Here is a 12,049-nt window from a genome sequence, read left to right as displayed (position 1 = left end):
TGAATGTTGAATCTGAAAAAGTTGACCGAACTGGCCGCCAATGGCGAGATACGTGAGCTGGAACTGCTGTCGCTGGAGGGCGGTTTTTATATAGCGCGCATCCGGCTTGATAACGGCCAGCTTACGCTGCTGAACGATTTGGCGAGGCCCATGCACCTTCGCTCTGTCACTCATCTGCGCGATCTGCTGCAACAGGTTCCGCCATTTCCGTGCGTGCTTGTGCAGCAGTGTGTTCACGATGAAATGTGCGGCCGACGTGAAGGCCCCATCGAGTCGATGAGAATTCCCTTTTCGCTGGCGACGCCTCGTTGAGATCGCAGGGTCGAAATCTGGGACTGGTGCTGGGTGATCAGCTGTCTTTCGATCTAAGTCTGTTCGACGTATTGGATGCAGATCACGACACCATACTGATGGCAGAGGTTATCGCCGAGGCCAACTACGTCCCCCACCATCCTCAGAAGATCGTACTTATCTTCAGCGCCATGCGTCATTTTGCGCATGCCTTGCGCGAGCGGGGGTGGAACGTCATTTATGTCCAAATCAATGATGTCGGCAATTGCGGCACTTTGGCTGGAGAATTACGTCGTTGGGCTGAAGAATTGACCGCAGATCAGGTTCACATGACTGAATGCGGGGAATGGCGTTTGGAACAGGAATTACGAGGGTGTAGTCTGCCAATCATCTGGCATGCCGACCGGCGCTTTCTCTGCTCCCGAGAAGATTTTGCACAGTGGTCAGGGGCACGTGCTCATTTGCGAATGGAAGTGTTCTACCGTCGGATGCGCAAGCGTACTCAACTGCTTCTCGAACCAGATGGCAGCCCAGTGGGTGGTGTCTGGAACCTTGACACGGAAAATCGAAAAAAACTGCCGAAGGGTTTGCGCGGTCCTTTCCATGCGCGTTTCGCGGCAGATGACATTACCCGCGAAGTAATGGAAACGGTTCGCGACCGCTTCAAGGATCATTACGGCAGCCTGGATCGTTTCGATTACCCGGTGACCCACGCAGAAGCCCAAGAGCTGTGGCGGCATTTCCTCGATTTTTCTTTAGCGGCTTTTGGCAACTACCAGGATGCAATGGCTGAGGGAGAGCCTTTTCTGTTCCATGCGCGAATCAGCGCAGCCCTCAACATTGGCTTGCTCGATGTACGCCAACTCTGCGCCGAAGTGGAGAGCGAATATCGCCAAGGTCGGGTGCCGCTTAATGCTGCTGAAGGGTTTATCAGACAACTGATCGGCTGGCGAGAATATGTTCGCGGCATCTATTGGCTACGCATGCCGGAATATGCTGGTCTAAACACTTTCGGCAACAGCCGGGTGCTACCCGAGTTTTATTGGACCGGCTCCACCAATATGCGCTGTATGTCTCAGGTGATCGGGCAAACCATGGAGTTTGGCTACGCACATCACATACAGCGGCTGATGATCACTGGTAATTTCGCACTGCTTGCCGGCATCTTGCCCAAGGCAATATGTGACTGGTATTTGGCTGTTTACTTGGACGCATTCGATTGGGTTGAGCTACCCAACACCCTAGGCATGGTGATGCACGCGGACGGAGGCTATCTTGGCTCCAAGCCTTATTGTGCCAGCGGTCGCTATATTCAACGGATGTCTGACTATTGCGGTGGATGCGTATACCGGGTGGACGAATCAGTCGGCCCCCAGGCTTGCCCATTCAATTCGCTGTACTGGCACTTTCTGATACGCCATAAAGACCTGTTGGAGAGTAACCCCCGATTGGCTATGGTGTATCACAATTTGCAGGGCATGGATCAAGCTCGACGAGAGGCGATCTGGTTGAAAGGCGAAGAGCTGCTTACAAAATTAGACCTTGGCGAATCTCTGTGAAAATAATTGAGGCCCTGCTGATCAACCGATTTTTTCAGGCTGTATTGGAAGCCGACTTACTGGCGAAGAACTCCAAAAACTTCGTCAGGGCTCGTCTGTTAAATAACACGTTCGCACCTACCGATAATTTCAATTCCAATGAGTTATTCAATAGGAGATGAATGATGCACAAGGGCACATTAGGTAACAGCGGCCTTGAAGTCTCAGCCATAGGCTTGGGATGTATGGGCTTGAGTTTCGCCTATGGTCCAGCGATGGAGAAGTCAGCTGCTATATCGCTGATTCGGAGTGCCTTTGACGCAGGTGTCACGCTTTTTGACACCGCTGAGGTTTATGGACCGTACGTAAACGAAGCCTTGCTGGGCGAGGCGTTAGCCCCATTTCGCGAAGAAGTCGTAATCGCTACAAAATTCGGCTTCAAAAATGCAGATGTCGCCCAAGGTCTAGACAGCCGTCCTGAAACCATTCGAGCAGTGGTCGAAGCCTCCCTCAAGCGTCTGAAAACGGACCGTATCGATCTTTTATATCAGCATCGCGTCGATACAAATGTTCCCATCGAAGACGTCGCGGGCGCGGTTAAACAGTTGATTGAGCAAGGCAAAGTTAAACACTTCGGCCTGTCGGAAGCCGGCGTACAATCAATCCGGCGAGCCCATGCAGTGCAACCGGTCGCCGCGCTGCAAAGCGAGTATTCGATGTGGTGGCGAGAGCCGGAAAAAGATATTTTTCCCGTGTTGGAGGAGCTAGGCATTGGCTTCGTGCCGTTCAGCCCTTTGGGCAGAGGGTTCTTGACCGGAGCCATCGACGCCACCACCACATTCGCAAAAGACGACTTCCGTAATACGGTTCCGCGCTTTAACGAGGAAAACCGCAGGGCCAATGCGCAATTGGTCGAGGCGCTAGGCCATATAGCCGACGGAAAAGGCGCAACGCGCGCTCAAATCGCACTTGCTTGGCTGCTGAGTCAAAAACCTTGGATAGTGCCTATTCCGGGCACCACTAAACTACAACGTCTTGAGGAAAATATGGGGGCTGCGACCATCGAGTTAAGCCCGACTGACTTGGCCACCATCGAATCGGCACTGGCGCTTATTAAGGTGGCGGGAGATCGCTACCCTGCCCACTTGCAACAGCGCGTCGACCGCTGATGTCGTTCCCGTTGAACCGCCTGCGCTCATATACGAGCATGGGCGGTTCATCTGTATTAAAGGAAGATAGCGACCTTTGATAATTCATTTCTTTCGCGATTACGACGTGATTCGTATTGCCGCCGCTTTCGATTCTTTCTCTATCCGCTGAAAGAATGTCTGCGCGCGAATGTCCTGGGTGTAGGCCACATTCAGACGTAGCCAGCCGTACGCCTCACCCTCTGGCATAAACGCTGACCCCAGCGACAGTTGAACATGCAGCTCCTTGGCAATTTGATTGACCTTGCGGGTGTTTAAATGCCGGGGGCGCACCCATACGAACATACCTCCAGTGGGCTCGCAAAATACCTCCCAATGAACCTCGTGAAGTTGCCGAAGTGTACTCGCCATTTGCTTGTTTAGACGTTGGCGCAAGCGCTGAACCACTTTGCGATAAGACCCATTGGCCAGCAATGTGGCAACCACGTTTTCAGCGAATAGTGGGCAACCTAAACCGGTAATCATTTTGACCTCGGCCAACTGATTGATGAGGTCTGGCTGGGCAACGACATAGCCTACTCGTAATGAACTGGTCAGCGTTTTGGAAAAACTGGCGAGGTAAATTACACGATCCAAGGCATCCAGGGTTGCTAGACGAGATGTCGCGCCGTTCTGAAAGTCAGCGTAGATATCGTCTTCGACGATTCGTAAATTATGCTGCGTTGCCAATTGCAATAATCGGTAAGCAACACTCGGGGCGAGGCTGGTGCCGGTGGGGTTTTGGTACATGCTATTGATGAAAAAATAAGAAGGGGAATATTGGCAGAGGATTGCCTCAAGACTGGCGATATCCGGCCCCTGATGGGTTCTGGGTACAGCCAGGGTTTTGATCCCGTGGAACTTCAACAGGTTGAATAGATTGTAATAGCCAGGACTTTCCACCAACACCAAGTCACCCGGTTTGAGCAAGGTGCGCACCAAGAGGTCGAGGCCATGACTGGCACCCTGAGTGGTAATAATCTGGTTCGGTTCAACGTGAAGATCGATCAGACTTAGACGTTTCTGAATATGCTGCCGTAAGTGAGCAGAGCCCAGCGGGGAGCTGTAGTTGAATAACGATCGGGGGTCGCTGCGCACCACCTGACGGATTGCCAAACCTAGGTCAGCGCCCTCTCGCCACGACTCGGGCAGCCAGCCACAACCCAGTTTTAGCTCCGTTGACTCACTGTCGAACAGCTCCCATGCCCCGTTGTCCTCCTCAAGTTTAGTCCCTATGGACTGAGGCCGCGTCTGCGCCACGAAGAAGCCCGATCCGTGACGAGACTCCAGTACGCCGATGGCCACCAGTTGATCATAGGCGTTTATAACGCTGGAAAGGCTTACGCCATTTTCCTGCGCCAGTTGTCGGATTGACGGCAATCGAGCGCCGGGGCGAATGCGATGTAGGCCTATCCAATTAACAACATTATTCACGAGCTGCTGAGCGACACCCGATGCAGCGTTACAATCAATGTTCAAGTCCACGGCGAGTACTGTTCTCAACTTTTGAGCAAACAGTTAAGCACAAAAGGTAGCGGTCTGTTCCTTGTTTGCGTCATGCCTGGAACGGATAGTCAGTGGGCTTTATAAGGACACTGAAACCCCTGCTATTGAGGAACACCCTTGAACTTACAGCATCGACATACGTGGGGCCTGGCTTTTGCTCTTTGCTTGATAACCCTCGCGGTAAACCTTCAGGCACCCCTGTATACGACCTACGCGCAGTTGTCTGGCTATGGGGCGGGCGCTACTGCGGTGGCTTTTTCTGGTTATGTGCTGGGAGTGTTGCCGGTTTTACTTGCCCTCGGAGGGCTGGCTGACCGGGTGGGACGCAAACCGTTAATACTAACGGCACTGAGTTTATCAATAACGGCGACAATCATCATGTTGCTATGGCCAAACTTGATGGCACTGAGTTTGGCGCGACTGTTGCTGGGCGTAGGAACAGGGCTCGCCTCGGCTACCGGCACTGCCTACATGACAGAATTAATGGCAACCGGGGACGCGCGCGCGCCAGCCCACTGGGTCACGGCCAGTACGTCCTTAGGCTTCGGATTGGGGGCGGCGTTGACCAGCCTGTTTCTGCTCTCGCACGATAGCGTCAGGCCGGGTAGTTTTTGGCTGCAGTTGGCTTTAGCCTGCTTGGCGATCGTCGTGGTTGTGCGACTGCCGGACTCTATTGTGAAGATCAAAAAAACACCGTTATTGCGCCTGCCTACATTTCCCGCCGGTAGTCTCCCCTACGGTTTCTCTATTTTGTTGGCGTGGGCGACAGTAGGGGTGGTTATCGCCCTATTGCCTTCGGTGCTTGCAACCCATGATCTGGAGCGCTGGTCGGGCCTGTCTACTTTCACGGTGATTAGCGGGGGAATACTTTTTCAGCCCTTGGTCAGGCGCATGCAACCTGCTAACGCCACGGGGTTGGGACTTTTGGTATTACCCTTGAGCTACGCATTCTTGGCATGGGGCGCTCTCAGCGGCTCTTTGGTCGCGGTATTGATTGGCGCATTGGCCGCCAGCAGCTCGTGTTACGGATTTATATACTTGGGCGGGCTCTCGGCGGTCACGACGATGGCCGGTGCAAACAAAGTTCGCGCCAATGCCGGTTTTTTTCTATTGGCGTATGTGGGATTCAGTATTCCAGTCATTCTCACCGGTTTAATGGCCGATTACTTCGGTGCCCACATTGCGCTGCTGGTGTTTGGGCTGTTTCTATTACTGGGCGCGACCACGGTAGGAATCATCATTATTCGAGATAAAGCCTATGTCGCCAAAGGCTGTGGTAACGGACGAAGTACCGCCATGACCGCCGCGCAGGCCGCCATCATGACAAACGTGCCGATAAACACCCTTCGCATACCGAAATGACCGCCTAAATACCGACCGGTCAAGAGTCCAATAACCTGGCCGACGAGATTCATTGTGTGATTCGTTACCCAGCTAAGAAACCAGGTTTCTATTACTCGGATTTGCAGGAGCTGAAACGACTTGATTTCGGCCGGATTGCTTAGCGGTATAGAGCATAATGTCTGCCAGCTTCAGGACTTCATTGACATTGGATGAACTGTGCGGCCAATGAGCGATTCCCAACGAAATAGTGATGTGACCCGCGCTCACGAACATCGAGCTCTCTACGTGTTGACGCAAACGTTCAGAAACTCGTAGGGCCACCTCCGGTGAACTATTAGGTAAAAGAATTAAAAACTCTTCACCCCCAACCCGGCATAAAACATCGTTGTCTCGTGTATTGACCCGCATCAACTCGCCAAGCCGCTTGAGCACTTGATCGCCCACACCGTGCCCGAAGTTATCGTTCACTCGCTTGAAGTGATCTATGTCTACAGCCACCGCCGCAAATGGAGTCTTTTCAGTTTCCAGTCGCTCTAAAGAGCTTTCCAAAACACGACGATTGTATAAACCGGTGAGGGAGTCCGTTTGGGCTTCGCTTGTGAGTAGACCAATTTTTGCATGCAGTAAACGAACCCCCACCAGCATAACGCGCTTAAGTTGCGCCGCCTCGTAGTACCAAGGCTTTACGCGTTCAATCCGCCCTGCCGCTCCGGGCATTTGCATTTCTTGAGCGCTTTCAGCTAATTGAAGCAGTGGACGTGAAATTAGGCGTGCTAGCCACCACACAATGATAAAACCGAGAATTCCCAACGGGAGCGTGTTACGCAGCACATCAAGCATCAGATTATTGAGTGCTGCCAGCGTCGCTTGAGTTTGCTTTTGCGCCACAATTCCCCAATGCGCTGACGGCACATTGGCATAGCCAGCCAACATACTGATGCCCTGACTGTTAATCAGCCGCTTCTTGCCGTTCTCGCCGCGAATCACCGCTTCGACCACGGGGTTACCGTGCACTATCTGACCCACCCTTGAAGGGTCCGGGTGATACAACAGGCGGCGGTTCTGATCCACCACGTACAGGTAAGAACCATCGTGGTAATACTGTTCGCCTAAAAGATCGTTGAGAATGCTTTTTTTCTTGAGGTACAGCGTACCGCCGATATAGCCGAAATAGTGGCCCGTCTGATCGACAATGGGATGAGAAATAAATACCAGTAAATTTCCTGCGACCGAGATGTAGGGCTGACTGATAAGGGGTAGCTGTTTGGCCAATGCTTCAGCAGCGCCGGGTGTCTTCGTCATTTTTTGCTTTCCAGCAAATAAATCAGGCGAGAGCGCCACTATCCAGCCCTGCTCATTCACGATCACGACTGAATTAAAGCTGTTCGTCTGTAATTGCAATCGCCGTACTTCCGATTGCACTAGCTGTTTGTTTTCAAGCTGATCACTTAACAGCGCCGCACTGTAGGCCAGTTGCTGCCTGGCCGCGATGAGAAATACGTCTGTGCTGTTAGCCAACTTGGTGGCGTAGGTACGGTTTGCCTCCAATGTGTTGTCGATCAATAATTGACGTTGGACACGGTAACTGGCGTAAAGGCTGTTGACCAAGGTAAGCGCCGCACTTAAAAGTGCCAGAGTAATAATAAGGCGGCGCAAATTGATGCTAAATAAATGTTGGGGTGGCATGCAGGCTATCCGGTGAGTCATCCTTGATCTTGCGACGGTTTTTTGTATGTCGTCAGGATCAAGTCGCTAATGCAACTTCGCCCAAAACTGCTTGGTCAATTCATGCAGTGCAGATGTCAACCGTAAAGCTTCACTTGCGTTGTCATGATTATTTTGGCTGGTGCTGACGCTCAGATCGGCAGCGTCTCTAATGTTAGAAACACTGCGGTTAATACCTTCGCTCACTGCACCCTGCTCTTCTACCGCCGCCGCAATCTGCATGTTCATTTCCGTAATTTCATGGACACCACGGCCGATGCCCCCAAGGGACTCCCTTGCCTGGCGGGCTTGGCTAACGCTTAATTGTGCGTGGTCACGGCTTTGCTCCATGACACTTACCGCAGCGCGTGTGCCATCTTGCAGCGCGCTGATCATTTGCTGAATATCGGCGGTTGACTGCTGGGTCCGCGCAGCCAAACTGCGCACCTCATCGGCGACCACTGCAAAACCGCGTCCTTGATCCCCTGCACGTGCAGCCTCGATGGCGGCATTGAGAGCCAACATATTTATTTGCGCAGTGATATCCCCAATCACGTCCAAGACATGGGAAATATCATTGCTGTGGTTTTCAAGCGCATAAATCACGTGAGTGGCCTGATGGATTTCAATTTCCAGAGCGGTAATCATGCGGCTCGTATCGCTTACCAATTGCTGTCCGAAGCGAGTCTCATTGCCGGCTTTTTCCGCCGCGCTGGCAGCACTCTGAGCATTGCGCGCGACGTCTTGGATGCTGGCCGCCATTTGAGTGATCGCGGTGGCGATTTGATCAGTTTCGACCTGCTGCTCGACAGTCAATCGGTTACTTGCATGGATCTCGTCAAGCAGGTTTTTTGCACAACCTCCCAACCGATCAGAGGCGTCGGCAATACGACCGATAACAGCACCGGTTTCCGCCTGAGCGGTCAACAACGCAAACTGAATCTGACCGACCTCGTCCGTTCGTCCCGTGTAAAGAATCTGGCTCACCGGGTTATCCGCCAACTCCCGTGTCTGGCGCGCCAAACTCCGGAGGGGACCGAGTACGAAGGCTATTGCGATATAGCTCAATGCACAATTGAGCGCGGCTTGCATGAATGAAACATACGGCGGAATGGACAACATGCTGTCGAGACCAAAGGTGCCAAGGGCAATCAAGCTACATACCAGCAAAGAGATTTTTGCGCCCAATCCTAAACGCAACCAACGGCTGATCGAGCCTCGCCCATTACGCAAATGTACATAAAGTTTTTCTGCTGCTTCGATTTGCGCCGTGGTAGGTGCTGTGCGCACTGATTGGAATTCAACCGTTTTGCCATTCTTTCGAATAGGTGTGACGTATGCACTGACCCAGTAATGATCGCCGTTCTTACAACGATTCTTAACCAGTCCCATCCAGGAGTGTCCAGCATTCAATGTCGCCCACATGTGCTTAAACGCTAACGTGGGCATGTCCGGATGCCTAACGATATTATGGGGTTGGCCTAGCAGTTCCGCTTCGCTGTAGCCACTAAACTTAATAAAGTCGGGGTTCACATACGTGATTAGGCTGGCGCCATCGGTGGTTGAGAGAATATTTGCATCGTCTGGAAGTTTAATTGCACGGCCAGTTACTGGTAAATTATTTCTCATGAAAAACCCTTGTTATCAATGCCGCGTAGCGACCGCAGGGCAGTGAATGCGTAGCAAAGATACTGCTGATAATTAGCAATGCAGTGTTCCATGTCAGACAGCAAATATAATTTTGTAGTGCTCTTTAGTAAGGCACCGCAACGCATGATTTTATAGATTTTTGTTTACTGACTTATTACTGCCGTCAGAACGTTTTCGTATAAATATGGCGGGTCGGCAGTTAATTGCTTAGCTAACTATATAACTATGGCCTCACCTAAAAAGTCGCTATGACGTAGCTGCCTGTCACGAGGGCAGAGTGATTAGTATAAAGTTTTAAAGTATCGGGCAACCAAGGGAACCCATAGCCAATACGTCGATGCTTGGACGAGACCGTACAATAACGTGTAACTATGTACAAGGTGTAAATTACTGGAGGCAAAAAAATTTGCAAATATCAGCCGGGACCATGCGCGATTATCGTTAGGAAAAAGTTTTTTTAATCTGGCTCACCTGACCTGCTGTGGCCCGGCTTAGAAATCCAAGTGAGCTAACGTGTAAGCCATTGCCCCTATCTTGCGCGAGGCACTGCGCCCCGCGAACACGTTCGCTTTCACAGAATCTACATCAACTGCATGTTAATCGACGAATTAGAGGGGTTTTCGACGGGTTAATCATAAAACGGCTCCACCGATTTTCGACTGCCTATAAAAAAGCTGTCGGCCACCAGTCGTAAAGGCTGAAGGTCAAGGTCGCTGGTTTTCCGTTGAATCAATTGCTCGAAGTGTCTGTACACGGCCTCGTACTCTCCTTCGTCAGCTACCGATTGAGCCACTCCATCAATGGTCAGAGACGCCCCGCCGTTGTACAGCCGCAGTGTGCCTTCGATACAGCGAATCTCAATACTCCAGAGCTCATCATGCCCGTGGTCGAAATCAAACTCGGCCTTAATGTCCAGATGATTTGAGTCTGACAAACGCAACAACGCAGCAATTGGCGACTGGCAGTTGCTGGGCACTCTCAACTCTGCCGACTCAACGAACAGGGGCAATGGTAATAAATGAGTAACAATGGATAACGCATTAATACCCGGATCAAACACACCCAAGCCGCCTGGTTGCCAGATCCATGCTTGGCCGGGGTGCCATTTGCGCACATCTTCTTTCCAATCGATTTGTACAGACTGGAGAGTACGGCTCGATAGCCATTCGCGTGCCGCTTCAACGCCCGGGGCAAAACGCGAGTGCCAAGCAAACAAACCGCTTACGCCCAGGTCACGAACTTGTTCCACCAATGCCATTGCCTCCCCCAGGGTGGCACAGGGCGGTTTTTCAACCAAAACGTGTTTTCCCGCAGCCAAGGCGGCACGCACTAGCGCGTAACGGCCTTGAGGCGGCGTACAAAAAGCGATGGCATCTAGCGATGGCAATTGCTTGAGCATTTCCTCCAACGAACTGAAGTTCGCAACTCCTGGGCATGCTTGCCCCAGGGTTGCGACTGCAAGCAGTTGAAATGCAGAGTTAGCGAGAATCGCTGGTACGTGTTGATCCTGAGCAATCTTGCCGTAGCCCACCAAACCGAGACGAATCGGTTGCATCGTTGACTCCTGTTTTTGTATTTATGGTCGATGCAGCAACCTAGACGCAAATCATCGGCTAAACAACTGGCGGACGTGACGATATTCATTCCAATGCCAGTAGATATCGCCTTTTTCGACCTGAAACGCTCAGAAGCTAAAGTCGACTTTGGTCCACAGGGTTCGGCCTGGCTCGTTGACAGCCTTGCCACCCGGATAACCAAAGCCCGCGTTGCCCGCAAGGTTCAGATGCTCGGTGTAATCTTTGCCCAGCACGTTATCGACGCTGGTGCTGATCTTCAGCTGCTTACTGAGCCGATAGCTGCTGTTAAGTGAGACCACGCCAAATCCTGCGCTCTTGCCAAAATCCCGCCCCACCACATTGCCTGTATGAAGGGGTATTCAGCCATATGCGACATAACGGCGCATGCCTTGGCATTCAGCGTATTTTTTAAGTTTGCCGGGAAGGCAGGAAGGCTGCCAGACTGATTAGCCGCCAGCCTTTTCGTTAAACGTACAGAGCATCCCATGATTCATATCCGCCCCATGACCGCCTCCGACTTCGAGGGCTTTTGGCCGACCTTTCAAGCAATCGTCTCTGCCCAGCAGACCTATGCCTATGAACCTGCGACAACCCAAGAGCAGGCACTACAGTTGTGGTTTCACACCCCGCTACACACTTTAGTAGCCGAAGAGGACGGTGTATTGCTCGGCAGTTATTACCTCAAAGCCAACGCTGCAGGCCCGGGCAGTCATGTCAGCAATTGCGGCTATATGGTCAGCGAGGTAGCCCGTGGGCGTGGAGTCGCTCGACAGATGTGCGAACACTCACAGCAATTGGCGCGTGAAAGCGGCTTTTCGGCCATGCAATTCAACTCGGTGGTGGTCAGCAACGAAGTGGCCGTTGCGCTATGGCACTCGCTTGGATTTGAGACAGTCGGACGCATACCCCGCGCCTATCGGCATAAGCAGTTGGGGCTGGTAGATTGTCTGGTGATGTTCAAATGGCTCGCGAACCCTGTAAAAAAATCTTTCCCGGAACAGGCCAAGTTAATCGGTCGCAAGAACATTGAATCCGTCGTTTCGCGCCCGCGCCGGGGTTAGTTGCAATGGCTGATCATCGCGATCGGTAGTCGAGTATGTGTTGGCTAAAAGGCCGAGCGGTTTAGCTTAGATACCCAGACGTATTTCTTAGCGAACAAGTCGGCTCCCACAGAGTGAACTGCGCCCCAAATGTTGGACACCCATCCAACTACCGGGGTGTTTTTCATGGGTAAATATTCAACGCAGTTCAA

The 12,049-nt window shown here is 52.1% G+C and carries 9 protein-coding genes and 1 pseudogene; 5 read left to right on the top strand and 5 right to left on the bottom strand.

The features are described 5' to 3' along the window. Positions 1-6 precede the first annotated feature (6 nt). The 3 genes from QN378_RS06420 (at position 7) to QN378_RS06410 (ending at position 2,998) form a co-directional block, all read left to right on the top strand. Positions 7-312: a DUF6482 family protein gene (locus tag QN378_RS06420; RefSeq protein WP_323548391.1), complete on the top strand. Its 306-nt coding sequence runs from the start codon at positions 7-9 to the stop codon at positions 310-312. Next, positions 309-1,850, top strand: coding sequence for a cryptochrome/photolyase family protein (locus QN378_RS06415; protein WP_323548360.1), 1,542 nt, complete (start codon positions 309-311; stop codon positions 1,848-1,850). The genes QN378_RS06420 and QN378_RS06415 overlap by 4 nt, the downstream gene beginning before the upstream one ends. 164 nt (positions 1,851-2,014) lie before the next feature. After that, positions 2,015-2,998, top strand: coding sequence for an aldo/keto reductase (locus QN378_RS06410; RefSeq protein ID WP_323548358.1), 984 nt, complete (start codon positions 2,015-2,017; stop codon positions 2,996-2,998). Positions 2,999-3,097: 99 nt separating this feature from the next. Here the strand turns inward: QN378_RS06410 and QN378_RS06405 are convergent, their stop codons facing one another. Next, entirely contained in the window at positions 3,098-4,501 is a 1,404-nt protein-coding gene (locus QN378_RS06405; protein ID WP_323548356.1) for a PLP-dependent aminotransferase family protein, read from the bottom strand. A 138-nt stretch (positions 4,502-4,639) separates the two neighbouring features. Between QN378_RS06405 and QN378_RS06400 the strand changes: the two genes are divergently transcribed. Then, positions 4,640-5,884: an MFS transporter gene (locus QN378_RS06400; RefSeq protein ID WP_323548354.1), complete on the top strand. Its 1,245-nt coding sequence runs from the start codon at positions 4,640-4,642 to the stop codon at positions 5,882-5,884. Between the two features lie 72 nt (positions 5,885-5,956). Here QN378_RS06400 and QN378_RS06395 read toward each other — a convergent pair whose 3' ends face one another. From QN378_RS06395 to QN378_RS06380, 4 genes and pseudogenes are all read right to left on the bottom strand, one after another. Next, on the bottom strand, positions 5,957-7,552 hold the full coding sequence (locus QN378_RS06395) for a sensor domain-containing diguanylate cyclase (protein ID WP_323548352.1): 1,596 nt from the start codon (positions 7,550-7,552) through the stop codon (positions 5,957-5,959). Between the two features lie 66 nt (positions 7,553-7,618). Then, on the bottom strand, positions 7,619-9,199 hold the full coding sequence (locus tag QN378_RS06390; RefSeq protein WP_323548350.1) for a PAS domain-containing methyl-accepting chemotaxis protein: 1,581 nt from the start codon (positions 9,197-9,199) through the stop codon (positions 7,619-7,621). Positions 9,200-9,848: 649 nt separating this feature from the next. After that, the gene (locus QN378_RS06385; RefSeq protein ID WP_323548348.1) at positions 9,849-10,775 is read right to left on the bottom strand and encodes a Gfo/Idh/MocA family oxidoreductase; all 927 of its coding nucleotides are present in this window, start codon (positions 10,773-10,775) and stop codon (positions 9,849-9,851) included. A 129-nt stretch (positions 10,776-10,904) separates the two neighbouring features. After that, positions 10,905-11,156 (bottom strand): annotated as a pseudogene (locus QN378_RS06380) (TonB-dependent copper receptor); the annotation flags it as partial. A gap of 126 nt (positions 11,157-11,282) precedes the next feature. Here QN378_RS06380 and QN378_RS06375 point away from each other — a divergent pair. Next, positions 11,283-11,858, top strand: a complete 576-nt coding sequence (locus QN378_RS06375; RefSeq protein ID WP_323548346.1) for a GNAT family N-acetyltransferase — start codon at positions 11,283-11,285, stop codon at positions 11,856-11,858. Positions 11,859-12,049 lie beyond the last annotated feature (191 nt).

Origin of the sequence: Pseudomonas sp. 10S5, assembly GCF_035019745.1 — a bacterium.
GTDB lineage: Bacteria > Pseudomonadota > Gammaproteobacteria > Pseudomonadales > Pseudomonadaceae > Aquipseudomonas.
The sequence above is the reverse complement of the archived record's forward strand: the minus strand, read 5'-3'. Positions and strand labels throughout refer to the sequence as shown.

Bases quoted from the DNA above. Each gene is read 5' to 3' on its own strand.
- QN378_RS06410 (WP_323548358.1), top strand. From the start codon at position 2,015: ATGCACAAGGGCACATTAGGTAACAGCGGCCTTGAAGTCTCAGCCATA.
- QN378_RS06395 (WP_323548352.1), bottom strand. From the start codon at position 7,552: ATGCCACCCCAACATTTATTTAGCATCAATTTGCGCCGCCTTATTATT.
- QN378_RS06390 (WP_323548350.1), bottom strand. From the start codon at position 9,199: ATGAGAAATAATTTACCAGTAACTGGCCGTGCAATTAAACTTCCAGAC.
- QN378_RS06385 (WP_323548348.1), bottom strand. From the start codon at position 10,775: ATGCAACCGATTCGTCTCGGTTTGGTGGGCTACGGCAAGATTGCTCAG.
- QN378_RS06375 (WP_323548346.1), top strand. From the start codon at position 11,283: ATGATTCATATCCGCCCCATGACCGCCTCCGACTTCGAGGGCTTTTGG.